Origin of the sequence: Streptomyces sp. NBC_01390 (genome assembly GCF_045040105.1) — a bacterium.
Classification (GTDB): Bacteria; Actinomycetota; Actinomycetes; order Streptomycetales; family Streptomycetaceae; genus Streptomyces.
On sequence record NZ_CP109551.1, the window covers coordinates 7,983,836 to 8,009,479 of the forward strand.

A 25,644-nucleotide genomic window follows, 5' to 3' on the forward strand; every position below is an offset into this window, starting at 1 on the left:
AGAAGGAACTCCATGCTGACGTCTCACTTCTCCCACACCGAGTGGTGGATCGCCGCGCTCGTGGCCGGCCTCGCCCTGGCGGTGGCGATGCAGTCCCTGATCCCCGAGAAGAAGGACAAATGGAAGGCGCTGCTGCCGCCCGTGGGCGGCGCTGTGTTCGTCGCCCTGCGCACAGGGACATCCCCGGACGAGGGGGAGAACCAGGCACTGATGCTGTTCACGGCGACGGCGCTCGCTCTGGCGATCACCCGGGTCATCTTCACCGGATACGTAAGACGCCAGCTGGAGTTGGCACGCTCGGGGCAGCCCATGGAGAAGCCGACGCACAGGCACACCGCCGTCTTCCTCCTCACCTTCGCAGCCGTCGTGGCAGCGATCGTCGCCACCCTGTGACCTGACCGGGATCGACCGAGGAGTCGCGGAGAGGCCCGGGGTCGGATGTCCGACCCCGGGCCTCTCCACACCTGTCACCTGCTGCGTTACGCCCGCTTCAGCTTCTCGCCCAGCTGCTTCGACTGGAGCGTCATCGTCCGCTTCAACCGGGAGCCGAACGGCTTCTCGATGAACCTGTGCATCAGATAGGCCAGCGTCAGCAGGCTCGCCACCGACGCGAGGATCGTCAGGTACGGGTCGAGGCCCCAGCCGCGGTGCAGCACGCGGATGAAGAACCAGCCCAGGTGCTCGTGGATCAGGTAGAAGGGGTACGTCAGCGCGCCCGCGAGCGTCAGCCAGTTCCAGTTCGCCCAGCTCGTCCAGCCCAGCGCCACCACCGCGACGGACGCGAAGGCGACCAGCACGATGGCCTGGATGACGAACGGGTTGCGGACGAAGTCGCCCTGCGCGCCCGGGTGCCACAGCGCGGTCACCGAGTAGCGCTGGCCCAGCAGGAACGACATGCCGACGATGCCCCACAGGAGCAGGTCGCTGCCGTAGCGGTGGATCAGGTAGAGGGCCAGGCCGCCGATGAAGAAGGGGGCGTGGTCGCGGAAGGTGAGCTCCGAGATCAGCGGGTTGTCCGCGACCCGGGCGAAGGCGCCGGCCAGCGTCCACAGGATGCAGAAGGTCACCACCCGGCGGTAGTTGACGCCCTTCCAGACCACGAACAGGGCGAACAGCACGTAGAACTTGAGCTCCACCCACAGCGTCCAGCACACGCCCAGGACACGCGGCACGCCCAGCGGCTGCTGCATCATCGTGAGGTTGACCAGGAACTCGTCGCCGCGCACATGGTGGACGACCACCGGCATCAGGAACGAGGCGGCGGTGACCATGACGATCGCCACCCAGTACGCCGGGTAGAGACGGGCGATGCGCGAGCGGAAGAAGTCGCCCAGCGTCTTGCCCCAGCTGCTCATGCAGATCACGAAGCCACTGATGATGAAGAAGAACTGCACCCCGAGGCTGCCGTAGGTGGCGAACCGGGACAGGGTCGGGAACATCACACCGGGCGACTGGTGCCAGGACTCGGCGACCTGGCCGTTCTTACCGGCGAAGTGGTACATACAGACCATCAGCGCGGCCAGCAGCCGCAGCCCGTCCAGCGCCTTCAGACGGCTGGCCGGGCGGCTCGGCTTGGCACCCTCGGCGGAGGGCGGCACGGCGGCCGGTTCGGCACTCCCCGGCCGCGGGCCCGGCGACGGGGCCGGGAGCGGAGGGGCCATGGTCTGGTCGGCCGCGGTCATCGAGTGGCCTTTCGCAGCGGGAACTCGGAAAGAGGAGAAGCTGGCTCAGCGACGGTAACCAGGAGAGCCAGGGGCAACCCAAAGAGGTAGCACAGAACTCTCACGGATGAACAACCGGTCAGCTCATTGACGTACGACGGACGCGGATGGATGCACACGGACGCCAACGCGTCGCCACCCGTCCGTATACGAATACGAACCGAGGGACGACGCGTTTGGCAGATTAGATCTCCGCAGTGCCCGTTGTCACCGCTTCACCGTTTTGCTCAACGCCCGCGCCCGGCGCGCGATCCGTCGCACGGTCGCGTTGCGCGGGATGAACGACAGCTGGGACGGCAGGGCTCCGGGCAGCGCCAGTGAGGTCAGACGGCGGCGCTTGAAGTAGCGCCAGGTCTGCTCGGTGAGGTGCTTGGAGAGGTAGCTCTCCGCCTCCGGGCGCAGCCGCGAGTAGATCCGGGGCTGCATGCAGAAGCCGATCGCCTTGAGCAGCCCGGCCAGGTTCTTGCCGACCTGCTTCTCCGACGGCATCGACCACTTCTTGACGGCCTTGGCGTCCGCGAGGTCCGGCAGCAGCATGTCCACGATGGTCAGGGGCACGCGGTTGCTGTTCTGGTACGGCGTGATCTTCTCCAGCACGGTGTCCGTGCCGACCCGGGCGACCGGGATGCCGTACAGGCCGGCCGCCGTGAACAGGCCGGTCGAGAAGCAGCCGACGACCAGCGCGGGGCGCAGCCGCTGGAAGAGGACCTCGGCGAGCACGGGCCGGTCCAGGACGGTGAGTTCGGCGCCGAGCTTCTTGGCCTCCGTCTCCAGGGACCGCGACCAGGCCGTGGGCGCGGTCGGGTGCGGCTTGAAGACGAGCGAGAGGTGCCCGGCCTTCACCGCGCCGCGCACCATCCGCAGATGCAGCTCCTCCTCCTCGTGCGGGGTGAGGATGCCGAGCGCGGAGAGGTACTGGCCCAGCAGCAGCGCGGGCTGTCCCTTCGGGGGACTCGGCCAGGTCTCCGTCTCGTCCCCGGCCTCGGCGAGTTCGCCCAGTACCTTCAGGAACGCCTCGGACGGCACGAGTTCGGCGGGCACGCCGAACTCGGTGAGCAGCAGCGGGGTGAGGCCCGGGACGAGGTCGAGGTGGAGCAGGCGCCCGATACGGGTCCCGACCAGTGCGTCGATCTTGTCGCGTGTGGGGCCGTAACTTATGAGGCCGTCCGCGTAGACGTCGACGGGGGCGCCGGTGAACAGCTGGCACAGTGCGAGGGCCGGGTTGACCTGCACGGACTCGACGGCCAGCTCGATGTTGTCGTCACCGAGGTTCCACAACAGCCGCAGATGCCGCTCCCACAGCGGGACGTCGTCGGCGCGCGGGCCCCAGCCGCTGGGGTGGAACGGGGCGATCGTCGCGTTCCAGGACAGGACGTCGTCGAACCGCCCGCTCACCCGGTCGAAGCCGGACATCGTGTCGACCCCGGGGGTGATCTCGGGGTTGGCGGCGTTGTTGGTGATCAGCAGCAGCCTGCGGTCGGCCGGCCCGAAGAGGCCGGCGTCGAGGGCGGCGGCCAGCGTGGCGGCGCCGTAGAGCGTCGACGCGCAGAAGATCTGCGTGGTGCGCGTCTTCTTGCTGAGGGTCTGAGGACTGCCGGACATCAGACGGACACCGTCCCGGCGGACGCGGAGACGGGCCTGCGCCGTACCTTCCGCAGTCGGTTGGCCCGCTGGACGTCCATCGAGTCGATGGCCTCCGCGAGGACGTCCTGCGGCATCCGCTTCAGCGCGGCGGCGCTCAGCGAGCGCAGTTTTCGGGCCACGGCGGGTTCGAACCTCTCGATCGCTCCGAGATGATGAGCCATGATCGCGCAGTAGGTGCGCACTGCTTTCGGCAGTAGCCTAGCCGCCTCGGGGTCCCGGGCCGTCTCCTCGATGACCTGGTCGAAGGCCCGGATGAAGTCGAGTTGGCGAACATCACCGATTTGGGTGAGCGAGGAGGCGACGCCACGCCGGTAGAAGACGCCGAGCAGCCCCACCGCGGCGAACGACTCCGCCTCCCGGTGCAGCTTCCAGATCCACGGCCGGTCCTCCGCCGTACGCAACCCGTCGGTGAAGTGCAGGATGCCGCGGTCGACGAGCCGGCGGTGGTAGATGCCCGCCCAGGCGTAGGCGTAGTCGACGGAGGTGGTGCGGTCGGTGGGCAGGATCGCGTCCCGCGGCGACATCACGACCCCGCGCCGGCCGTGCGGGACCCGATGGATCGCGCGCGCCCGACCGGTGCACTGGACATGGTCCGTACGAACGAAATCGCAGCCCAACTCCTCAATAGCGGCGAGAAGTTGGGGGAAATAGTCGGGAGCGAGCCAGTCGTCGCCGTCGAGGAACGTGAGGTATTCGCCACGCGCTTTGTCGATACCGGTGTTGCGGGCGGTGGCCAGGCCTCCGTTCTTCTCGTGGCTGACCAGCACGGCGCCCGGCAGCTTGCGCTCTGCGCGCGCGAGGATGTCCGGAGTCTCGTCGCGAGAACAGTCGTCGACGAGGATGAACTCGAAGTCCTCGCGCGCGTTGGCACGCAGGCTCTTCAGAGTGTCTGGCGCGTATTGCTGCACGTTGTAGAACGGCACGATGACGGAGAGCTTGACCACGAGTCCGAGGTTAGAGCCTCTCCGGGCGTCTCACTTTACCCGGGGTTTGATGTCGGGTGAACTACATGTGTCCGACCGGTGAATCAAGGGGGTTTCTGCACGTATGACGTCTTGATTCAAGTCGACGCGGCCCTTTGTTAACCCTTTGTTGCCTTGGGATTGGGTGGAAGCACCCCATGTCGGCTTAAGGTCTTGGGCGTGCCAGCCAGTACCACGAGCCCCATGAGGGTCGCCGTCCTCGCCGATTCCGACACTCGGTGGAAATGGGGTGCGCTCACAGCCAGTCGTATTTCTCCTGATAATTCGGACATCCATCTCGACGGCTACCTCCTCAGAGGCAGAGCCACCCCCACCGCCCGCCAGCTCCAGGAGGTCGGCGTCAAGGCGGACTCGCTGCGCGAGGTGACCGCCCTGGAGTTCCTGCGGGCCATGGACCAGGAGGAGCCGTACGACATCCTCGTGCTCGCCCTGGTCGGCGGCGGCGTCCAGGCGATGCTGCACGGCCTGGCACAGGTGTGGGACGACACGGCCCTGCGCCCCGTCGTCGTCACCGGCTATGTCGGGGTCGTGTACGAAAAGCTCGCCGACGGCCTCCTGCTGCGCCACGGCGCCGATCTGGTCCTCGCGAACTCCCGCCAGGACGCCGACCGTTTCAGGGCCGTGTACGACGGAGTGGGCGCCGATTCGTCCTCTGTGACCGAGATCGCACTCCCCTTCCTGGGTGGCGCGTCTTACACAGGTGAGCATGGTCACCCCTACACGGTGGTGTTCGCCGCTCAGCCCTCCGTCCCGGAGAGCCGCAAGGACCGTACGTATCTCCTCGACCGGCTCGTGCAGCACGCGAAGCTCCACCCCGAACGCGAGGTGCTCCTCAAGCTGCGCTCCAAGCCCGGCGAGCACACCACGCACATCGAGGAATTGCCCTACCAGAAACTGGCGCAGCGCGCCGACCTTCCGCCGAACTTCAAGCTCGTCTACGGGCACATGGGCGAGGTCCTGGACCGCACGGACCTGCTGGTCACCATCAGCTCCACGGCCGCCCTGGAGTCCCTGCACCGCTCCATTCCGACCGTCGTGCTGAGCGACCTGGGAGTGCGCGAGGCGCTCGGCAACCACCACTTCGTGGGCAGCGGCTGCCTCGCCTCCTGGGAACAGCTCGACGCCGGTCACCAGCCCGTTCCCGACGCTTCGTGGGTGGCCCGGCAGGGGGTCGCCGCGGATGGCTCGTACGAGACGGCCTTCGACGCGGCACGCGACAGGATCGACCGACTTCTGGGATCCTCGAAGCTTCCGCCCCTGGCCCCGTACTACACACCGATGACGGCTCCGGGATATTTGCCGGGTATTCTCGCTCGGCACCACCTCGGCCCCGACGGCGTTCCGCTGCCCGGGGCGCCGGCCGCCGACAAGGAGCCGGGAGCGGTGCGGCAGATCGTGCGTCGCGCGGCCCGCGGCGCCTACCGGCACGGCGTGCAGCGCGTCGCGCCCGTGATCCGGCGGATGGGGGAGCTGTGACCCATCGGATCCCCCGTCAGACACGCGAAGAGCGTCAAGGAGTGCAGGCAATGTCCAACCCGGAGTCCAACCCGGAAGCGGGCCGAGCGACCGCGCGGCCCCGCGTGCTCGCAGTGATCCCCGCGAGAGGGGGCTCCAAGGGCGTGCCCGCGAAGAACCTGCTGCCTGTCGGCGGGGTCCCGCTGGTTGCCCGCGCGGTGCGTGAGTGCCTCGCGGCCAAGCTGGTCACGGACGTCGTCGTCTCCACCGACGACCAGGCCATCGCCGCCGCCGCCCGGCAGGCCGGCGCCGAGGTCGTGCTGCGCCCCGCCGCCATCGCCGGTGACACCGCGACCTCCGAGGCCGCCGTCCTGCACGCCATGGACGCCCACGAGACGCTGCACGACGCCAAGGTCGACGTGGTCCTGCTCGTGCAGTGCACCAGCCCGTTCATCATCCGCGAGGACGTCGACGGCGTCGTCAACGCAGTGGTGCACAACGGCGCCGACAGCGCGCTGACCGTCGCGCCCTTCCACGGCTTCATCTGGCGCGACGCCGCCGACGACCCGCAGCCGGTGTCCGGCGAGCGCACGGCCGTCGAGGCCGGCACCGGCTCCGTGGCCACCGAGACGGTGACCGTCGGTGGCGGTGGCTATGGCGTGAATCACGACAAGTCCTTCCGGCCCCGCCGCCAGGACCGTCCCCAGGACCTCCTGGAGACCGGCGCCGTCTACGCCATGGACGCGACGGGCTTCCGTAAGTCGAAGCACCGTTTCTTCGGTCACACCGAACCCGTGCGCACCGACCCGGCCCGTGTGCTGGAGATCGACGACCCGCACGACCTCGCCCGCGCCCGGGCCCTCGCGACGCTCTTCGACGCGGAACGCCCCGGCGCACTCCCGACCGCCGACGACATCGACGCGGTCGTACTCGACTTCGACGGCACCCAGACCGATGACAGGGTGCTGATCGACTCCGAAGGACGGGAATTCGTCTCCGTGCACCGCGGGGACGGCCTGGGCATCGCCGCCCTGCGCAAGAGCAGCCTGAAGCTGCTCATCCTGTCCTCGGAACAGAACCCGGTCGTCGCCGCCCGCGCACGGAAGCTACAGCTGCCCGTGCTGCACGGCATCGACCGGAAAGACCTCGCACTGAAGCAGTGGTGCGAGGAGCAGGGCATCGCGCCGGAGCGCGTGCTCTACGTCGGAAACGACGTCAACGACCTCCCGTGCTTCGCCCTCGTGGGCTGGCCCGTGGCGGTCGCAAGCGCCCACGACGTTGTGCGCGGCGCCGCACGCGCGGTCACCACCGTTCCCGGCGGCGACGGCGCGATCCGAGAGATCGCCAGCTGGATCCTCGGCCCCTCTCTCGACCCCCTCAACAAGAAGTAAGGAACCCCCAGAATGACCTCCACCCGCTTGCGCTCGTTCGGTTCGAAGACCGCCGGCCCCGGCCAGCCCGTCTACATCTGCGGCGAGATCGGCATCAACCACAACGGTGACCTTGAGAACGCCTTCAAGCTGATCGACGTGGCCGCCGAAGCCGGCTGCGACGCGGTCAAGTTCCAGAAGCGCACCCCGGAGATCTGCACCCCGCGCGACCAGTGGGACATCGAGCGCGACACCCCCTGGGGCCGCATGACCTACATCGACTACCGCCACCGTGTGGAGTTCGGTGAGGACGACTACCGCAAGATCGACGAGCACTGCAAGAAGCGCGGCATCGACTGGTTCGCCTCCCCGTGGGACACCGAGGCCGTCGCGTTCCTGGAGAAGTTCGACGTCCCGGCCCACAAGGTCGCCTCCGCGTCCCTGACGGACGACGAGCTGCTCGTCGCCCTCCGCCAGACCGGCCGTACGGTCATCCTGTCGACGGGTATGTCCACCCCGAAGCAGATCCGTCACGCGGTCGAGGTCCTCGGCAGCGACAACATCCTGCTCTGCCACGCGACGTCGACCTACCCGGCGAAGGCCGAGGAGCTCAACCTCCGCGTGATCAACACGCTGGAGAAGGAGTACCCGAACGTCCCGATCGGCTACTCCGGCCACGAGACGGGCCTGCAGACCACGCTGGCCGCGGTCGCCCTCGGTGCCACCTTCGTCGAGCGTCACATCACCCTCGACCGCGCGATGTGGGGCTCCGACCAGGCCGCCTCCGTCGAGCCGCAGGGTCTGACCCGCCTCGTCCGTGACATCCGCACCATCTCCGAGTCCCTCGGCGACGGCGTCAAGAAGGTCTACGAGTCCGAGATCGGCCCGATGAAGAAGCTCCGTCGTGTCTCCGGCGTCATCGCCGACGCGGAGATCGCGGCTGCTGCGGGCGAGCCCGTCACCGCCTGATCCACACCACTCAGCGGCTTCACCGGCGCCAGCCGGTGACCACTCCGTCCACGCGGATTCCCCAGTCCGTACTCACGGAAGCGACGGTCGTACGTCGATGAGCCCACGCGCCGGTACCACCGGCCCCCACACTCTCGCCTTCGTCGAGAGCCCGGTCCAGCTCCTGAACGTGCTGGAATGGGCGCATGTGCACGCGCATGCGCTCAGCCCGGAGGGGGCCGGCGGTCCGGCGCCGGTCGTTTCCGCCCGCGCCGGTTCCACCCGCAAAGGCGGCAAAGTCCCCGGACAGGCGTCGCGCCGCTGGCGCAGAGGCCAGAGCCGGCCGACGATCCACCGGGAACCCTCCGGTGGCGGACTGACCCTGGTCGTCCTGTCCCCGGTCGACCCGATGACCCGGGGCCAGCTGCGCCGCATGGTCGAGCTCGCCCGCGAGGAGGGCCACGAGGTCCGCTGGGAGGACGCGCGAGCCGGAACCTCGGCCCCGTTCCGCACGATCGGTGGCCTCGCCCCCCTGCTGCGCAGGACGCGGCGGATCGTGATGGGGGACCCGTTCTCCCGCTATGTACAGGTACTTCTCAACATCACCAAGGCCCGTGACCTCGTCGTCGTCGACGACGGCACGGCGACCATGGAGTTCGTCTCCCAACTCGCCCGCGGTGAGCGCCTGGTGCGCTGGCACCGCAAGGCACAGCGTCCCGGGGCGCGGGACCTGCTGTTCATCCCGGTGTCGTCGAAGGCCCGCCGCCGACTGACCCCGGGCGGCAGGCGCCGGGTCGAGATCTTCTCCTCGATGCCGATCGAGGACACCCCCGCGGGCGTCGAGGTCACCTACAACGACTTCGCCTGGACCCGTTCCCGGTTCGGCCCCCCGCACATCGCCGAGGGCGCGGACATGGTCGGTACGTCGCTGGTGGAGACGGGCGTGGTCGACGCCGACCGCTACCGCGACGCCGTCCGCGCCCTGGCCAAGGCCCACGGTGTGACGCGCTACTTCGCCCACCGCCGCGAAAGCGCCGAGAAACTCCACGACCTGGCGGCCTGCACGGGCCTGGAGGTGGTCCGCCCGGACCTCCCCCTCGAACTGATCGCCCGCCGCGGCCCCATCGGCCGTACGATCCTCAGCTTCCCCTCGACGGTCGTGCACACCCTTCCGCTGGCCCTGGCGGGCACGGACGTGAAGGTCGCCGTCTGCGACATCGACCCGGCCTGGCTCACGGCGAACGCGTCACCGCGCGCCCAGGGCTTCCTGTCGGGCGTCACCGGCTCGGCCCGTGACGTACAGCGCGTGTCGACGGACTCGGGCCACCCGGCAACGGAAGCGAAGGCGACGGGCTGACCGCCCGTGTCCCACTGATCCCCGGCGGATCCCGCTGACTTCCGTTTCCGCTTCCCCGAGGCTTCTCAGGCGCCCCTCGTCACACAGAACTCGTTGCTCTCCGGGTCCAGCAGCACGACGTGGCCGTCGTACCGGGCGAGGACCGTGGCGCCCAGCGCCGTGAGCCGGTCGACCTCGGTGGCGAGGTCGGGCGCCGACAGATCCAGGTGAAGCCGGTTCTTGACGCGCTTCGGCTCGGGGACGAGCTGGACCCACAGCCGGGGGCCGCCGTCCCGCGACTCCAGGAGAACCGTCGGGTCGTCCTCCGGATCGTCGATGCCCAGCCCGCGCAGCCGGGCGAGTTCCGCCTCGTCGTACGGGGCGACGGCGTATCCGTCGAGCGCGGCGGCCCAGAAGCGGGCCAGTGAGGCGGGGTGGGCCGAGTCGAGGACGAGGTCACGGAGACGAGCCATCAGCCCATGATGCGGTCCACCCGCCGGGACTACGCCGGCTTGCGCGCCACCAGATACGCCCGCTGCCGGGTCTCGTCCCCGTCCGGCTCCCGGATCGTTTGCGACTGCAGGGTCAGGCCCGCCTTGGCCAGGAGGCCGGCCACCGTGTCCGGCGTACGGAACCAGTAGTCCAGCGACATCTCGTGGCCGAAGCGTTCCTCGAGGTGGAGGTGGCCGGTGTCGGGGCCCGTCTGGAAGCCGAGCAGGACATGGCCTCCGGGGGCCAGGACCCGGTGGAACTCCGCGAACACCGTGGGCAGCGCGGCGTCCGGGACGTGGATGATCGAGTAGAGGGCCAGGACCCCGCCCAGCGTCTCGTCCGGGAGGTCCAGGGACGTCATCGAGCCGACGTGGAACCGGAGTTCGGGATGGGCCCGGCGGGCCAGCGCCACCATGCGCGGGGACAGGTCCACGCCGAACACCGGGACGCCGAGGGCGTGCAGTCTCGCGGTGACCCAGCCGGGGCCGGAGCCGATGTCCGCGACGGGCGCGGGGCCCTGGGCCCGCACCAGCTCGGCGAAGGCGGCGACGAGGGCGCGGTCCAGGGGAAGGTCCGCCAGATGGTCCGCGTATCGCTCTGTGTAGTCGGCGGCCATGGCGTCGTACGACGCGCGGGTGGCGTGGAGGAAGTCCGGCGAGTCCGGTACGGCGGCCTGTATGGGGTCCGTCACGGACGCCTGGTTCGGGGCGGTCACGGGGGTGCACGTTACCCGGGGAGCGGCGCGCGGGAGGGCGCGTTCACACGGGCGACAGCGAGCGGGGGCCAATGTTCATGCCCGTGACCGTGGACGTTTCGGTACGTGGACAGTTCCGTCGACGCGGTGGAGGGCGTGGCATCGTGGGCGGAGGTAGACGGAAGTGGCTGCCGGGAAAGACCGGCGAGTTTACCCATCCCAGTTCGCGAGTATGCCTCCGGCGGTCAGAATTTCTTCCCCAACAGGTTGAAATTTTGTTGATCGTGGGTCATTCGACCGCCCGGGCGTCCTACCCTTCAAAGGGTGAACCACATGATGTCCCGAGAGTCCGAGGCCGATCTCCCCGGGGAAGCCGCGCTCCCCGGCACGCTGCCGGAGGCACTGCGCGCCGAGCTCGTCGCGTTCCGACGCGACATGCACATGCACCCGGAGCTCGGAAACCAGGAGTTCCGCACCACCGCCGCGATCCGGACACGGCTCGAGAAGGCCGGCCTCAAGCCGCGCGTGCTCGCCACCGGCACCGGACTCGTCTGTGACATCGGCGACATCGGCGTCGACTCCGAGGGACCCGAGGGACAGGGCAATGGCACCTCTGTGCCCGTCCTCGCCCTGCGTGCCGACATCGACGCCCTCCCCATCCCGGACACGAAGAGTGACTGCGCGTACCGCTCCACCGTGCCCGACCGCGCCCACGCCTGCGGCCACGACGTGCACACCACCGTCCTGCTCGGCGCCGGGCTCGTCCTCGCCGATCTGCACCGGCAGGGTCTGCTGCCGAGGCCGGTGCGGCTGATCTTCCAGCCCGCCGAAGAGGTGCTGCCCGGCGGCGCCGCCGACGCGATCGAGTGCGGCGCGCTCAGCGGGGTCGGCCGGATCATCGCCGTGCACTGTGACCCGAGGGTCGACGCCGGGCGGATCGGGCTGCGCCACGGGCCGATCACCTCCGCCTGCGACCGGCTGGAGATCTCGCTCGACGGCGCCGGCGGCCACACCGCGCGGCCCCACCTCACCACCGACCTCGTCACCGCCGCCGCCCGGGTCGCCACCGACGTCCCCGCGCTCGTGTCCCGGCGTGTCGACGCCCGCAGCGGGCTCTCCGTGACCTGGGGCCGGATCGAGTCGGGCCACGCCTGCAACGTGATCCCGCAGCACGCCGAGCTGTCCGGCACCGTCCGCTGCCTCGACCTCGACACCTGGCACCAGGCCCCCGATCTCGTCCACGCGGCCGTCGACGAGATCGCCAACCTGTACCGGGCCAAGTCCGAGATCACCTACGTGCGAGGCGTCCCGCCCGTCGTCAACGACGCGGACGTCACCGAACTGCTGCGCGACGCGATGACCGCCCGGCGCGGCGCCCACTCCGTCGAGGACACCGCCCAGAGCCTCGGCGGCGAGGACTTCTCCTGGTACCTGGAGCACGTGCCCGGCGCGATGGCCCGCCTCGGCGTGCGCAGGCCGGGCGAGCGCGGGGTGCGCGATCTGCACCAGGGCGACTTCGACGCCGACGAGCACGCGATCACCGTCGGCGTGGAACTGTTCACCGCCGCCGCGCTGCTCGACGGACAGCAGCGGTAGTAGCAGTAGCGGTAGAAGCAGTACGACCAGCAGCCCCGGTCCGCGTGACCGGGGCTGCTGGTCGTATCTGAGGGGGCGCGGACGTGAGAAGCGGCTCACGCCATCCAGAAGAACACCGCCGTCATCCGCTTCTCCTCCAGTGTCGTCCCGCAGTAACCGGTCGCGCTGTGTACGAGGTTGGCGTTGTAGAGGAGCAGGCGGTTGTACTTGTGCGGGACGCGTACGTCCTCCTCGAAGGCGTCCGGGGCCACGAACCGGGTGCCCAGCGCCTCGACGAGGTTGTTGTGCGGGGCCTGGACCGTGTTGCCGCCGAGGCGCCCGCCGGGCAGGGACTGGCGGAAGAAGCTGGTGCCGCAGTCCTTGGGGACGCCCGGGTTGAGGTAGAGCACGGCCGCGTACCGGCACAGCGACCGTGAGTCCGTGTGCGGGCGGGGCGTGCTCTCGCCCTCGCCGACCACCTGGACGCAGTTGTGGTTGAGGGTGCCGCCGCCGGGAGTCTTCTGTACCCAGAGTTCCTTCGCACCGGTCGCCTGCCGCACCAGCCGCTCGATCCGCCCCAGCTCGGCCGGTTCGAGACCCGGCATGGCCCGCAGCCCGGGCCAGCTCTCCGAGGTGTAGGGGTGGCCCTTCGTCCAGTCGTCCTTGGCGAGACAGCGCTCGCGCACGGCGTCCACGCCGGGCAGCACGTCGTCGATGACCCAGTAGTCGCGGCCCTTGGTGGGCTTGCGGTAGGGCAACACCGGGAGGGCGGGGCGGGCAGCGGCGGCCCTGGGGGGAGGCGGTGGCTGTGGGGACATGGATCAGAACGTAGGGCGGGCCTGGTTTTGCCTTTGTCCGTGCTCGGTCAATTTTCGCCCGGCTTCGGTCAATCTTCGGTCAGCGGACGGCTCTCCCGGCGGACGCATCCGGCATATCCACGCGCGTTGCTGGTCGACGCGGCGGACCGCCGAAACGGGCGGCGGGGTCTTCGGGAGACATTCCGTCGATTGGCGCAACATGGTTGTAAGCCAATCGTGCGCCTACGGAAACCATCGTCCGGGAAGCCGTAAGAGCACGAGTTCAGACGGCGTTTGCCTCGAATCGGTAACGGCTACCGCGAGGGTTATTTTCTGACATCTACGCGCGTTACGATGCCGCGAAGCCGACGCCACTGGGGCGTCCGGGCCCGAGCACTGGCATGGTGCTCACACGAAGCGCCGACATGGCGCTCAGGTCAGGTGAAGGAGCCTCCCGTGCGCCGGGTAGCCAAGCTTTCTGCTGCGTGTATCGCAACCGCAGCTCTCGCAATGACTGCCACAGCCTGTGGCAGCACCTCCTCCGAGAACGACAGTCCGTCCTCCTCGTCGTCGGACGGCGGCAAGGGCGGCCTCAAGATCGGCCTCGCCTACGACATCGGCGGCCGCGGTGACCGTTCCTTCAACGACTCCGCCGCGCGCGGTGCGGACAAGGCCGAGAAGGAGTTCAACGGTTCCATCAAGGAGCTGACCGCCAAGAGCTCCGACACCGAGGCCGACCGCGAGCAGCGCCTGACCGACCTGGCCAGCGCGGGTTACAACCCGATCGTCGCCGTCGGCTTCTCCTACGCCACCTCGGTCGACAAGGTCGCCGCGAAGTTCCCGAAGGTCAGCTTCGGCCTCATCGACGCGGTCGCGACCGCCAAGAACGTCGACAGCATCACCTTCACCGAGGAGCAGGGTTCCTACCTCGCCGGTGTCGCCGCGGCGCTGAAGACCAAGAAGGACCACGTCGGCTTCATCGGTGGCGTGGACACCCCGCTGATCAAGAAGTTCGAGGCGGGCTACGTCCAGGGCGTCAAGGACACCAACCCCAAGGTCAAGGTCGACGTCCAGTACCTGACCCACGGCTCGGACTTCTCCGGCTTCGCCAGCCCCGACAAGGGCAAGGAGGCCGCGTCCGGCCAGCTCGACGGCGGCGCCGACGTGATCTACTCCGCGGCCGGCTCCTCCGGCAACGGCGCGATCGAGGCGATCTCCGGCGTCAAGGGCGCCTGGGCCATCGGCGTGGACTCGGACCAGTACAACATCGCGGGTCTGAGCAAGTACAAGGAGTCGATCCTCACCTCGATGGTCAAGAACGTCGACGTCGGCGTCTACGACTTCATCAAGTCCGTCAACGACAGCAAGCCGCTGACCGGCAACCAGGTCTACTCGCTCGCCAAGGGCGGTGTCGGCCTGGCCACCAGCGGTGGCTTCATCGACGACATCCAGGCCAAGCTGGACGCCGCGAAGGCGAAGATCGTCGACGGCACCATCAAGGTCAAGACCACCGTCTGACCTGACGGTTCCCTCGGGAACCCCGGCTCGGCGAGACGGCGCACCTCCGCCCTCTCGCCGAGCCATAACAATGTGTCAACTCTACGCGTGTAGCGCGGAGTTGCCGCGCTAGCGTCGCCGACGCCTGGCCTCCCCTATGCAGCCCCTTTCCTCCGAGGAGAGTGCGCCATCAACGCGTCCAGCCCTCCCGCTGCCGTCGAACTGCGCGGCATCACCAAGCGATTCCCCGGCGTCGTCGCCAACAAGGACATCGACATCACCGTCCGCACCGGCACCGTGCACGCCCTGTGCGGTGAGAACGGTGCCGGCAAGTCCACCCTGATGAAGATCCTCTACGGCATGCAGCAGCCGGACGAGGGCACCATCACCGTGAACGGCGAGACGGTCACCTTTAGCAACCCGGCCGACGCCATCGCCCGCGGCATCGGCATGGTGCACCAGCACTTCATGCTGGCCGACAACCTCACCGTCCTCGAGAACGTCGTCCTCGGCGCGGAGAAGCTGTACGGCATCGGCGGCAAGGCCCGCGCGAAGATCAAGGAGGTCTCCGACGCCTACGGCCTGAACGTCCGCACGGACGTCCTGCTGGAGGAACTCGGCGTCGCCGACCGCCAGCGGGTGGAGATCCTCAAGGTCCTCTACCGCGGTGCCAAGACCCTCATCCTCGACGAGCCCACCGCCGTCCTCGTGCCGCAGGAGGTCGACGCCCTCTTCGACAACCTGCGCGGGATGAAGGCCGAGGGCCTCACCGTCATCTTCATCTCCCACAAGCTGGGCGAAGTCCTGTCCGTGGCCGACGAGATCACCGTCATCCGCCGGGGCACGACCGTCGGCACGGTCGAGCCGGCCGGCACCACCACCAAGCAGCTCGCCGAGCTGATGGTCGGCAGCGAACTGCCCACGCCGGAGACCGAGGAGTCGACGGTCACCGACGTCCCGCTGCTGAAGCTGGACGGACTGCGCCTGGCCCAGACCGACCTCGACGGCGTCGAGCGCGTCGTCCTCGACGACATCACCTTCACCATCCACAAGGGCGAGGTCCTCGGCATCGCCGGCGTGGAGGGCAACGGCCAGTCGGAACTGGTCGAGGCGATCATGGGTATCCGCGACCCGGACGCCGGCGTCATCACGCTGGGCGACGCCGACATCTCCCACGTCCCCACCCGCCACCGCCGCGAGGCCGGCGTCGGCTACATCCCGGAGGACCGCCACCGCCACGGCCTGCTCCTGGAAGCCCCGCTGTGGGAGAACCGCATCCTCGGCCACGTCAGCGAGAAGCCCAACTCCCGCGGCCAGCTCCTCGACATCAAGGGCGCCCGCACCGACACCGAGCGCATCATCGAGGCGTACGACGTCCGCACCCCCGGTATCGACGTCACCGCCGGCTCCCTCTCCGGCGGCAACCAGCAGAAGCTGATCGTCGGCCGCGAGATGAGCCACGCGCCCAAGCTGCTCATCGCCGCCCACCCCACCCGCGGTGTGGACGTCGGCGCGCAGGCCGCGATCTGGGACCACATCCGAGAGGCCCGCCGGGAGGGCCTCGCGGTGCTGCTGATCTCCGCCGACCTGGACGAGCTCATCGGGCTCTCCGACACGCTGCGGGTGATGTACCGGGGACGTCTGGTCGCCGACGCCGACCCCGCCACGATCACCCCCGAGGAGCTGGGCTCCGCCATGACGGGTGCGGCCACCGGCCACCTGGAGCACGCAGAGGACGACGCCCGATGAAAAAGCTGACCCAACGCATCGACAGGGAGCGGCTGCTCCTCGGCCTCGCGGCGCCGCTGCTCGCGATCGTCGCCGCGCTCGTCGTCACCACCCTGGTGATCCTCGCCACCGGCAAGAACCCGGGCGCCGCGTTCAGCGACATGGTGACCTACGGCACCGCCAGCGACAGCCAGGTCTACATCCTCAACAAGGCGACGACGTACTACCTGGCGGGCGTCTCGGTGGCCATCGGCTTCCGGATGAACCTGTTCAACATCGGCGTCGACGGCCAGTACCGGATCGCCGCGTTCGTCGCCGCCGTCCTCGGCGGCGCGCTGACCACGCCGGGCTGGATCTCCATCCCGCTGATCATCCTGTGCGCGATGGCGACCGGCGCCCTGTGGGCGGCCATCGCGGGCATCCTCAAGGTGACCCGAGGGGTCAGCGAGGTCATCTCCACGATCATGCTCAACTCGATCGCCACCGCGATCATCGCCTACCTGCTCCAGCCCGGAAAGCTCGCCGAACTCCAGGCCGGTGGCACGGTCGTCTCCACCACGCCACTGCCCTCGTCCTCGTACTTCTTCCAGATCGACACCGGCGCGGCCGGCGAGCTGTGGGGCTTCATCGTCATCGCCGTGCTCGTCGGGGTGGCGTACTGGTTCGTGCTGGGCCGCACCCGGTTCGGCTTCGACCTGCGCACCGTCGGCCAGTCCGAGTCGGCCGCCGCCGCGAGCGGTGTGTCAGTGAAGAAGATGATCGCCACCAGCATGATCATCTCGGGCGCGGTGGCCGGCCTCATCGGCATGCCGACCCTGCTCAACGACAGCCACCAGTTCAGCAACGACTTCCCGACCGGCATCGGCTTCACCGGCATCGCCATCGCGCTGCTCGGCCGCAACAACCCGGTGGGCATCGCCCTGGGCGCGCTGCTCTGGGGCTTCCTGGAGCGCACCACCAACCACCTCGAGTTCGAGGGCTACGACAAGGAAATCCTCGGCGTCATCCAGGGCGTCATCGTCCTGTGCGTCGTCATCGCCTACGAGGTCGTACGCCGCTACGGCCAAAAGCGCCAGCAGCAGCGGGTCGGCGCCGAACTCGCCGCCCAGGCCGCGGCCCCGACCCAGAAGCAGGAGGTGGCGTGATGACTGCCACGATGACCGACACACCGCCGCCCACGGCACCCAAGGCGGCCAACTCCGGCCCCCGTTCGGGCCGTTCGGTCGGCCAGATCCTGATGATCGTCGCCGGCGCGCTGCTGCTCGTCGCCGCGGTCCGGGTCATCTCCGGCTCCGACCAGCTCACCTCCGAGGGCCAGGTCTCCGCCGCGCTCAGCCTCGCTGTGCCGATCGGGCTCGCGGGCCTGGCCGGTCTGTGGTCCGAGCGGTCCGGTGTGGTCAACATCGGCCTCGAAGGCATGATGATCCTCGGCACCTTCGGCGCCGGCTGGATCGGCTGGCAGTCCAACCCGTGGCTCGGTCTGCTGTGCGGCATCGGCTTCGGAGTCCTCGGCGGCCTGGTGCACGCGGTCGCGACCGTCACCTTCGGCGTCGACCACATCGTCTCCGGTGTCGCGATCAACCTGCTCGCAGTGGGCGCCACCCAGTACCTCGCCAAGCTCTTCTTCACAGAGGGCAAGGCGGCCGACGCGGGCGCCAACCCCAAGCAGTCCCCGCCCGTGGACTCGCTGCCCAGCTTCGACGTACCGGGTGTGTCGAGCGGACTGCACTCCATCGAGAACCACCACTGGTTCCTGATCTCGGACATCGCCGGCATCCTCGGCGGCCTGTTCACCGACCTGTCGGTGGTGACGGTCCTCGCGGCCGTGCTGTTCGTCGGCACCTGGTGGCTGCTGTGGCGCACCCCGTTCGGGCTGCGCCTGCGCTCCTGCGGCGAGAACCCGATCGCCGCGGAGTCGCTCGGCGTCAACGTCTACAAGTACAAGTACATGGCCGTGGCCGTCTCCGGCGGCCTCGCCGGCCTCGGCGGCGCCTTCCTGGCACTGGTCACCTCGCACACGTACCTGGAGGGCCAGACCGGCGGTCGCGGTTACATCGGTCTCGCCGCCATGATCTTCGGCAACTGGCGGCCCGGCGGTCTCGCCATGGGCGCCGGCCTGTTCGGCTACTCCGATGCACTGCAGCTGCGCAACGGCGGCGAGACCGTTCACGCGCTGCTGCTCCTGCTGTTCGTGTTGCTCGTGGCGATGGCCGGCTGGAAGCTGTACAAGAAGGCGCACTGGCAGGGCGGCATCAGCCTCATGGTGGCCGCGGGCGTCCTGGTCTGGTACCTGACCACCGACGCGGTCCCGAACGACTTCGTGGGCGCCACCCCGTACGTCGTCACGCTGCTGGTGCTGTCGCTGTCCGCGCAGCGCCTGCGGATGCCGAAGGCGGACGGCATGCGCTACCGAAAGGGACAGGGCAAATGACGACGAACGAACCCACCAACGCCGGCCGGAGCGACCAGGTCGACTGGGACAAGCTGCGGGAGCTCGCCAGGGACGCGATGTCCCACGCCTACGTCCCCTACTCCGGCTTCCCGGTCGGTGTCGCCGCCCTGGTCGACGACGGCCGTACGGTCTCGGGCTGCAACGTCGAGAACGCGTCGTACGGGATCGGGCTGTGCGCCGAGTGCGGCCTGGTCTCCGAGCTGCAGCGCACCGGCGGCGGCCGGCTGACGCACTTCACCTGCGTGGACGGCAAGGGCGACAGCCTCGTCCCGTGCGGTCGCTGCCGGCAGCTGCTGTACGAGTTCGGCGGCCCGACCCTGCTCCTTGAGACCCCGGCGGGCATCCTGCCCCTCTCCGAGATGCTTCCGCAGGCCTTCGGCCCGGACCACCTCACCGAGTACTCCCAGAAGTAACTCCCGTAAGCACCCCGTAAGTAACTCCCGTGCGGCCCCCCGGAGTTGGTCGAGCGCCCACTCCGGGGGGCCGCACCGTTCCGCAGAACCACCGGAAGGAAAGCCATGACGACCCTGTCGATGGATGTCATCTCCGTCATCCGCACCAAGCGGGACCGCGGCGAACTCAGTGACGAGCAGATCGACTGGGTCATCGACGCGTACACGCGCGGTGCGGTCGCCGACGAGCAGATGTCCGCGCTCGCCATGGCGATCCTCCTGAACGGCATGAACCGCCGCGAGATCGCCCGCTGGACGGCGGCGATGATCGCGTCCGGCGAGCGCATGAACTTCGACTCGCTGTCCCGCCCCACGGCCGACAAGCACTCCACGGGCGGCGTCGGCGACAAGATCACCCTCCCGCTGGCCCCCCTGGTGGCCGCGTGCGGCGCCGCCGTACCGCAGCTCTCGGGCCGTGGCCTCGGCCACACGGGCGGCACCCTGGACAAGCTGGAGTCGATCCCCGGCTGGCGGGCGCTGCTGTCGAACGAGGAGATGCTGCACGTCCTGGACACGACCGGCGCGGTGATCTGCGCGGCGGGCGACGGCCTGGCCCCGGCCGACAAGAAGCTGTACGCGCTGCGCGACGTCACCGGCACGGTCGAGGCGATCCCGCTGATCGCCTCCTCGATCATGTCGAAGAAGATCGCGGAGGGCACCGGCTCGCTGGTCCTGGACGTGAAGGTCGGCACGGGCGCCTTCATGAAGACGATCGAGGACGCGCGGGAACTGGCGTCCACGATGGTGGGCCTGGGCACGGACCACGGCGTGAAGACGGTCGCACTCCTCACCGACATGTCGACACCCCTCGGTCTGACGGCCGGCAACGCGCTGGAGGTACGGGAGTCGGTCGAGGTCCTGGCGGGCGGCGGCCCCGCCGACGTGGTCGAGCTGACGCTCGCCCTGGCCCGCGAGATGCTCGACGCGGCCGGCGTGAAGGACGCCGACCCGGCGAAGGCGCTGGCTGACGGCTCCGCGATGGACGTGTGGCGCCGGATGATCGCGGCCCAGGGCGGCGACCCGGACGCCCCGCTGCCCACGTCGAAGGAGCAGCACGTCATCAAGGCCCCGTCCTCGGGCGTCCTGACCCGCCTGGACGCGTACGGCGTCGGCGTCGCCGCCTGGCGGCTCGGCGCGGGACGTGCGCGCAAGGAGGACCCGGTGCAGGCGGGCGCGGGCATCGAGCTCCACGCCAAGCCGGGCGACACGGTCACGGCGGGCCAGCCCCTGCTGACCCTCCACACGGACACCCCGGAGCGCTTCGAGTACGCGCTCCAGGCGGTCGAGGGGTCGTACGACATCGGGGCGACGGGCACGGAGTTCACGGCGGCGCCGGTGGTGCTGGAGCGGATCGCGTAAGCCGGTGCCGGTGGGGCCGGGAAGGGGGCGGGCGTCCCCTCCCGGCCCTGCCGCTCAGCCCAGCAGGGTCGCGACGACCACCAGCACGGGTACGGCGAGGATGGTCGACAGCAGGATCGACTCGCGGGCCAGCCGCGCCGCCACGCCGTAGCGGCTTGCGTACGTGAAGAGGTTCTGGGCAGCGGGCAGCGCCGAGGTCACCACCACGTCGAGCAGGGGCGCGCCGTGCAGGCCGAAGACACCCGCGGCCAGTGCCCAGGCGGCCACCGGCTGGCCCACCGACTTCAGGGCGACCGACAGCAGTACGGGAGCCCGCTCCGAACCGCGCAGGGGCAGGGTGCTGCCGCACAGCGAGATACCGAACGCCAGCAGCACCGCGGGCACGGACATGCCGCCGATCAGGGTCAGCGGGTCCATGACGGGTGCGGGCACGCTGACCCCCGTCGCCGACACCAGCACCCCGGCGAGCGAGCCGACGGCTATGGGGTTGCGCAACGGCGTGATCAACTGCCGCCACAGCGGCCCCTTCTCGGCGGTGCTCGTCAGATCGAGCACGGTCAGCGCGATCGGCGTGACCATGATCAGCTGGAACAGCAGCACCGGCGCGACCAGCGAGGCGTCGCCCAGCACGTACACGGCGATGGGGATACCGAGGTTTCCCGAGTTGACGTAACTGGAGCAGAGGGCGCCGATCGTCGTGGGGCCGGCACCCCAGCGGCGTACGACGCCCACCGTGACGAAGACACCGGCCGCCGCGATCGTGCTCAGCGCGGTGATCAGGAGCCGGCTGGAGAAGATCACCGACAGGTCGGCCCTGGCGAGCATGGTGAACAGCAGGGCGGGGCTGGCGACGTGGAAGGCGAGCTTGGTCAGAACCTCGCGTCCGTTGTCCCCGAGGTAGCCGCGCAGCCCGATCACGTATCCGACGCCGATGACCACGGCGATCACCGCGAACCCCGTCAGTACCCCCTGCACGGAGCCTCCTTCACGGGCCTGGCGGAAGAGGAGCCGTGGGGTGTCGCGGGCGGGGACGGTTCGTGGGGCATACACGCAACCCTCCGGGGGAGGAGGGGTGCACGTCAAAGCGATCTCAGCGGGTGGGCTCACACGGGTGAGCGATGAGTTACGGGCAGCCGCCCGGTCTACCGTTCGTGGACGCCATGACACCCGCTGTACTCGTGCTGGCCGGCCCCGTCACCCGCGAGGAGGTGCCGGGGCTGTGCGAGGACGTGCGGGCGCTGCTGGGGACCGGCCGCGGTGGTGGTCGTGACCCGGTCGTCGTGTGTGACGTGGCCGGGCTGGGGCCGCCGGGGCTGGGTGCCGTGGAGCTGCTGGCCCGGCTCCAGCTGACCGCCCGCCGGGCCGGAGGCCGGATACGCCTCCGGGACCCGGCGCCCGCCCTACTCGCCTTCCTGCACCTGGTCGGACTCAGCTTCGACGTCGAGACCGAGGCCGAGATCGCGGGGGAGCGAGAGGGGGAGGTCGAACAGTGGGAACCAGCGCTTGGTGTCGAGGAAGCAGTGGAACCCGGTGATCCGGCCCTCTGAGATCTCCAGCACCTGGACCGCCCAGGGGGAGTAGCCGCCCGTCTCCTCGTCCGGCTTGTACTGGGCGAAGCCCGGCAGTCCGTTGACGGCGACCGGCACGAGGTGTGAGCCCGCGCAGGCGGCGCCGAGTGTCGTCATGAAGCCGGTGATGTCCTCCGGCCCGGTCAGCCACAGGTCGAACGGCGGCATCGTCATGACGGCGTCCTCGTGCAGCAGCGCGGTGAGCGCCGTCATGTCGTAGCCCTCGAACGCGGCGACGTAGCGCTCCAGCAGCTTCTGCTGCTCCTCGCTGAGCGGGTCGGAGACGGTGGCATGGGCTCCTACGCCGCTGCCGTCCCGGTCCCGCTCGGCGAGGGTCGCCCTGGCCCGCTGGAGGGCGCTGTTGACGGACGCGACCGATGTCTCGAGGAGTTCGGCGACCTCGCTCGCCTTCCAGGCCAGCACCTCGCGCAGGATCAGCACGGCCCGCTGCTTGGCGGGGAGTTGCTGGAGCGCCGCCATGAAGGCGAGCCGCACGGACTCCTTGGCCACGGCCGCCTCCGCCGGATCCTCGACGGTGGGCAGCACGCGGGCGTCCGGCATCGGTTCCAGCCAGGTGTTGTCGGGGCGGGGGGAGAGAGCGGCGCGGGCGAGGGGGGTGGAGTCGGTGAGGTCCATGGGACGGGCGCGTTTGTTGCCGGCGGTCAGCATGTCCAGGCAGACGTTCGTGGCGATGCGGTACAGCCAGGAGCGGAGGCTGGAGCGGCCCTCGAACTTCTCGTAGTTCCGCCAGGCGCGGACCATGGTGTCCTGGACGGCGTCCTCGGCCTCGAAGGAGGAGCCGAGCATGCGGTAGCAGTACCCGGTCAGCTCGACGCGGTGCTGTTCCAGTTTCACGTCGAGTTCTGTCGCCGTCGCCGTAGCCGTACTGTCACTCATCGCCAACCCACCCCATGGCTGCCTTCGTCGCACCGTCGCGACCCAACACGACGAAGCTAGCGCAGGCCACTGACAATGGCCCGTGGAGTGGGTTTTTCGCCCCCGCCGCCCCTACCCGTCCCATCCTGTACCTGGGGGCTGCGCCCCCAGACCCCCCATCGGCCCTGAAGGGGCCTCGTCCTCAAACGCCGGACGGGCTGAAGGTGCGGGCCTGCGCTGGATACACGCAGCAAACGGGCTGGAGGTGCGGGCCTGCGCTGGATACACACAGCAAACGGGCGGGTGGGTGGGAAACAAGGCCCGGGCTGGATACATGCAGCAAACGGGCGGGTGGGTGGGAAACAAGACCTGGGCTGTCCCGGCCTCCACTGATGAACGCCGGTCAAGCCGCCGCAGGCAAACGTGCCGCCCGAGACCCCATCACCGTCACCGTCACCACGCCGAGCACCGCCAGCAGTCCCATCCCCACGGTTCCCGACCAGCCGCCCGCGTGGAACGCCACCGCCCCCAACGTACTGCCGGCGCTGGAGCCGATGTAGTACGCCGACTGGTACAGCGCCGACGCCTGTGCCCGCCCCACCTTCGCCGTGTGGCTCACCGACGACGACGCCACCGCGTGCCCCGCGAAGAACCCCGCCGTGATCAGCACCAGGCCCAGCAGAACCAGCGCCAGGGTGTCCGAGAGGGACAGCAGCAGGCCCGCTGTCGTCGTACCGCCGGCCAGGTACAGCGCGCCCCGGCGACCCAGGCGGGCCACCAGCTTGCCCGCCGTCGACGCCGACACCGTACCCACCAGGTACACCAGGAAGATCGAGCCGACGACACCCTGGGGCAGGCTGAACGGGGCCTCCGTCAGTCGGTACCCGATCACCGTGTAGACCCCGCCGAACACCGTCATGAACAGGGCGCCGATCGCGTACAGGCGCCGCAGCAGTGGGTTCGCCAGATGCGTACGGACCGTGCGCGCCAGCACCCGGGGCCGCAGTGAGCCCGTGCGGAAGTGACGCGGAGCGGGGAGCAGCAGCCGGAAGGCCACCGCGCAGCCGACCGCCACGACACCGATCACGGCGACCGCGGCCCGCCAGCCCCACTCCTGCGCGACCCAGCCCGTGATGACCCGGCCGCTCATCCCCCCCACGCTGTTGCCGGCCACGAACAGGCCGATCGCGGTGATCAGCGCCTTGGGCCGGACCTCCTCGGCCAGATACGCCGTCGCCGATGCCGGAAGTCCGGCGAGTGCCGCACCCTGCACCGCCCGCAGCGCGACCAGCGTGCCCAGCGACGGGGCGAAGGGCACCAGCATCCCGACCGTCACGGCCACGGCCAGCGAGCCGGTCATCACCGTACGACGGCCGAACCGTTCCGACAGGGCGCTCATCGGGAGGACGAACAGGGCCAGCGCACCGGTCGCCGCCGACACCGTCCAGCTCGCGTCGCTCGCCGGTACGCCGAACTCGCCGGAGATCAGCGGCAGCAGTGCCTGCGTGGAGTAGAGGAGGGCGAAGGTCGCGACGCCGGCGAGGAAGAGCGCGAAGCTCATCCGCCGGTAGCCGGGCCCGCCCGGGGCCATCCGGGAGTCGACGGCGGGGAGCGAGGGGAGCGACGGAGGGGCGGCGGCCACGATCGTGGCCGCCCCGGTACTGGCAGCAGGCATGCCTCGAAGTTACGTACGCCCCCGTTCATCCGTCCAATGCACGGAAACCCCATAATCGTTCCCATGGTGCATCAGCAGAGGTCAGAAGCTCGTCTGTCACCGTCCGGTGACACAGAAGACATCGTCGCGGCTCTCGCCCCACGCCTTTCCTACTTCGCCGGAGTCGCCCGCACGGAGCACGTCACCCGCGCTGCCCAGGAGATGCAGGTGCCGCAGTCGACGCTCTCCCGGGCGATGGTCCGCCTCGAACAGGATCTCGGCGTGGATCTCTTCGCCCGCCGGGGGCGGACCGTCTCCCTCACTCCCGCCGGCCGTACGTTCCTCGCCTCCGTCGAGCGGGCCCTCGCCGAGATCGGGCGGGCCGCCGACGAGGTACGCGCCGACGCCGACCCCGCCACCGGCAAGGTCGCCTTCGGCTTCCTGCACACCATGGGCGCCGAGACCGTCCCCGGCCTGCTGCACGCCTTCCGCGCCGACCATCCCCGCGTCCGCTTCACCCTCGTACAGAACTACGGCGAGGCCATGATCGAGCGGCTGCGCTCCGGCGAACTGGACCTCTGCCTGACCTCGCCCGTCCCCGACGCCCCCGACCTGGTCGCGCGCCGTCTCGACGAACAGAAACTCCGTCTCGTGGTCCCCGCCGACCACCGCCTCGCCACCCGCAGACGAGTCCGCCTGGCCGAAGCGGCCGACGAAACCTTCGTCACCCTCGAACCCGGCTACGGCCTCCGCCGGATCACCGACGACCTGTGCAAGGAGGCGGGCTTCCGCCCCCGTATCGCCTTCGAGGGAGAGGAGGCGGAGACCTTGAGGGGGCTGGTCGCTGCCGGGCTCGGGGTGGCCCTCCTGCCCCCACCGGCCGTCCCCCGCCCGGGAGTCGCGGAACTGACCGTCACCTCACCACGAGCGGCCCGCGAGATCGGCGTCGCCTGGCTCGACGGCCACCCGGACACCCCACCGGTGGCCGCCTTCAAGAAGTTCCTCTTGGCGAGAAAGGGCAACCTGTTGCCCTGAGGGGCGCG

At 69.6% G+C, this 25,644-nt stretch carries 22 protein-coding genes and 1 pseudogene; 14 read left to right on the forward strand and 9 right to left on the reverse strand.

All coding sequences use genetic code 11. The features are described from left to right. Positions 1 to 12: 12 nt before the first annotated feature. Positions 13 to 393, forward strand: a complete 381-nt coding sequence (locus OG241_RS36000; protein ID WP_405821408.1) for a hypothetical protein — start codon at positions 13 to 15, stop codon at positions 391 to 393. An 86-nt stretch (positions 394 to 479) separates the two neighbouring features. Here OG241_RS36000 and OG241_RS36005 read toward each other — a convergent pair whose 3' ends face one another. From OG241_RS36005 to OG241_RS36015, 3 genes are all read right to left on the reverse strand, one after another. Then, a complete protein-coding gene (locus tag OG241_RS36005; protein ID WP_405821410.1) occupies positions 480 to 1,682 on the reverse strand; it encodes an acyltransferase family protein in 1,203 nt (400 codons plus the stop codon). A 246-nt stretch (positions 1,683 to 1,928) separates the two neighbouring features. Beyond that, positions 1,929 to 3,323: a polysialyltransferase family glycosyltransferase gene (locus OG241_RS36010; RefSeq protein WP_405821412.1), complete on the reverse strand. Its 1,395-nt coding sequence runs from the start codon at positions 3,321 to 3,323 to the stop codon at positions 1,929 to 1,931. Then, entirely contained in the window at positions 3,323 to 4,309 is a 987-nt protein-coding gene (locus tag OG241_RS36015) for a glycosyltransferase family 2 protein (RefSeq protein ID WP_405821414.1), read from the reverse strand. Before OG241_RS36015 ends, OG241_RS36010 begins: the two co-directional genes overlap by 1 nt. A gap of 198 nt (positions 4,310 to 4,507) precedes the next feature. Between OG241_RS36015 and OG241_RS36020 the strand changes: the two genes are divergently transcribed. The 4 genes from OG241_RS36020 (at position 4,508) to OG241_RS36035 (ending at position 9,478) form a co-directional block, all read left to right on the forward strand. Further along, a complete protein-coding gene (locus OG241_RS36020; protein ID WP_405821416.1) occupies positions 4,508 to 5,824 on the forward strand; it encodes a DUF6716 putative glycosyltransferase in 1,317 nt (438 codons plus the stop codon). A gap of 50 nt (positions 5,825 to 5,874) precedes the next feature. Further along, on the forward strand, positions 5,875 to 7,194 hold the full coding sequence (locus OG241_RS36025) for a cytidylyltransferase domain-containing protein (RefSeq protein ID WP_405821418.1): 1,320 nt from the start codon (positions 5,875 to 5,877) through the stop codon (positions 7,192 to 7,194). A 12-nt stretch (positions 7,195 to 7,206) separates the two neighbouring features. Further along, on the forward strand, positions 7,207 to 8,142 hold the full coding sequence (locus OG241_RS36030) for an N-acetylneuraminate synthase family protein (protein WP_334589023.1): 936 nt from the start codon (positions 7,207 to 7,209) through the stop codon (positions 8,140 to 8,142). Positions 8,143 to 8,239: 97 nt separating this feature from the next. Next, positions 8,240 to 9,478, forward strand: coding sequence for a hypothetical protein (locus tag OG241_RS36035; protein ID WP_405821420.1), 1,239 nt, complete (start codon positions 8,240 to 8,242; stop codon positions 9,476 to 9,478). 65 nt (positions 9,479 to 9,543) lie between these two features. Here the strand turns inward: OG241_RS36035 and OG241_RS36040 are convergent, their stop codons facing one another. Both OG241_RS36040 and OG241_RS36045 read right to left on the reverse strand, forming a co-directional pair. Next, the gene (locus tag OG241_RS36040; protein ID WP_405821422.1) at positions 9,544 to 9,930 is read right to left on the reverse strand and encodes a VOC family protein; all 387 of its coding nucleotides are present in this window, start codon (positions 9,928 to 9,930) and stop codon (positions 9,544 to 9,546) included. Between the two features lie 29 nt (positions 9,931 to 9,959). Next, on the reverse strand, positions 9,960 to 10,664 hold the full coding sequence (locus OG241_RS36045) for a class I SAM-dependent DNA methyltransferase (protein ID WP_405821424.1): 705 nt from the start codon (positions 10,662 to 10,664) through the stop codon (positions 9,960 to 9,962). A 315-nt stretch (positions 10,665 to 10,979) separates the two neighbouring features. Between OG241_RS36045 and OG241_RS36050 the strand changes: the two genes are divergently transcribed. Beyond that, positions 10,980 to 12,239 carry an amidohydrolase gene (locus tag OG241_RS36050; RefSeq protein WP_405826615.1) on the forward strand — a complete coding sequence of 420 codons (1,260 nt, stop codon included), beginning with the start codon at positions 10,980 to 10,982 and terminating at the stop codon, positions 12,237 to 12,239. Between the two features lie 95 nt (positions 12,240 to 12,334). On the opposite strand, the gene OG241_RS36055 is transcribed toward OG241_RS36050, so the two are convergent. Further along, positions 12,335 to 13,036 carry a DUF6445 family protein gene (locus OG241_RS36055; protein WP_405821426.1) on the reverse strand — a complete coding sequence of 234 codons (702 nt, stop codon included), beginning with the start codon at positions 13,034 to 13,036 and terminating at the stop codon, positions 12,335 to 12,337. Between the two features lie 435 nt (positions 13,037 to 13,471). Between OG241_RS36055 and OG241_RS36060 the strand changes: the two genes are divergently transcribed. From OG241_RS36060 to OG241_RS36085, 6 genes are all read left to right on the forward strand, one after another. Next, on the forward strand, positions 13,472 to 14,533 hold the full coding sequence (locus OG241_RS36060; protein WP_405821428.1) for a BMP family protein: 1,062 nt from the start codon (positions 13,472 to 13,474) through the stop codon (positions 14,531 to 14,533). Positions 14,534 to 14,734: 201 nt separating this feature from the next. After that, positions 14,735 to 16,261, forward strand: a complete 1,527-nt coding sequence (locus OG241_RS36065; protein ID WP_405826617.1) for an ABC transporter ATP-binding protein — start codon at positions 14,735 to 14,737, stop codon at positions 16,259 to 16,261. After that, a complete protein-coding gene (locus OG241_RS36070) occupies positions 16,258 to 17,385 on the forward strand; it encodes an ABC transporter permease (RefSeq protein ID WP_405821430.1) in 1,128 nt (375 codons plus the stop codon). The genes OG241_RS36065 and OG241_RS36070 overlap by 4 nt, the downstream gene beginning before the upstream one ends. Continuing rightward, on the forward strand, positions 17,385 to 18,671 hold the full coding sequence (locus OG241_RS36075) for an ABC transporter permease (protein WP_405821431.1): 1,287 nt from the start codon (positions 17,385 to 17,387) through the stop codon (positions 18,669 to 18,671). The genes OG241_RS36070 and OG241_RS36075 overlap by 1 nt, the downstream gene beginning before the upstream one ends. Beyond that, a complete protein-coding gene (locus tag OG241_RS36080) occupies positions 18,668 to 19,105 on the forward strand; it encodes a cytidine deaminase (protein ID WP_405821433.1) in 438 nt (145 codons plus the stop codon). The genes OG241_RS36075 and OG241_RS36080 overlap by 4 nt, the downstream gene beginning before the upstream one ends. A gap of 114 nt (positions 19,106 to 19,219) precedes the next feature. Beyond that, positions 19,220 to 20,503, forward strand: coding sequence for a thymidine phosphorylase (locus OG241_RS36085; RefSeq protein ID WP_405826619.1), 1,284 nt, complete (start codon positions 19,220 to 19,222; stop codon positions 20,501 to 20,503). A 54-nt stretch (positions 20,504 to 20,557) separates the two neighbouring features. On the opposite strand, the gene OG241_RS36090 is transcribed toward OG241_RS36085, so the two are convergent. Further along, positions 20,558 to 21,478 (reverse strand): AEC family transporter, encoded by a 921-nt coding sequence (locus OG241_RS36090; protein WP_405821435.1) that lies wholly within the window; start codon positions 21,476 to 21,478, stop codon positions 20,558 to 20,560. A gap of 185 nt (positions 21,479 to 21,663) precedes the next feature. Between OG241_RS36090 and OG241_RS36095 the strand changes: the two are divergent. Continuing rightward, positions 21,664 to 21,873, forward strand: a pseudogene (locus OG241_RS36095) (hypothetical protein); the annotation flags it as partial. A gap of 30 nt (positions 21,874 to 21,903) precedes the next feature. Here the strand turns inward: OG241_RS36095 and OG241_RS36100 are convergent. Further along, positions 21,904 to 22,968, reverse strand: a complete 1,065-nt coding sequence (locus OG241_RS36100; protein WP_405821437.1) for a sigma-70 family RNA polymerase sigma factor — start codon at positions 22,966 to 22,968, stop codon at positions 21,904 to 21,906. A gap of 382 nt (positions 22,969 to 23,350) precedes the next feature. Continuing rightward, entirely contained in the window at positions 23,351 to 24,622 is a 1,272-nt protein-coding gene (locus OG241_RS36105) for an MFS transporter (protein WP_405821439.1), read from the reverse strand. Between the two features lie 63 nt (positions 24,623 to 24,685). Here OG241_RS36105 and OG241_RS36110 point away from each other — a divergent pair, with 63 nt between their 5' ends. Beyond that, positions 24,686 to 25,636 (forward strand): LysR family transcriptional regulator, encoded by a 951-nt coding sequence (locus OG241_RS36110; protein WP_405821441.1) that lies wholly within the window; start codon positions 24,686 to 24,688, stop codon positions 25,634 to 25,636. Positions 25,637 to 25,644: the final 8 nt, after the last annotated feature.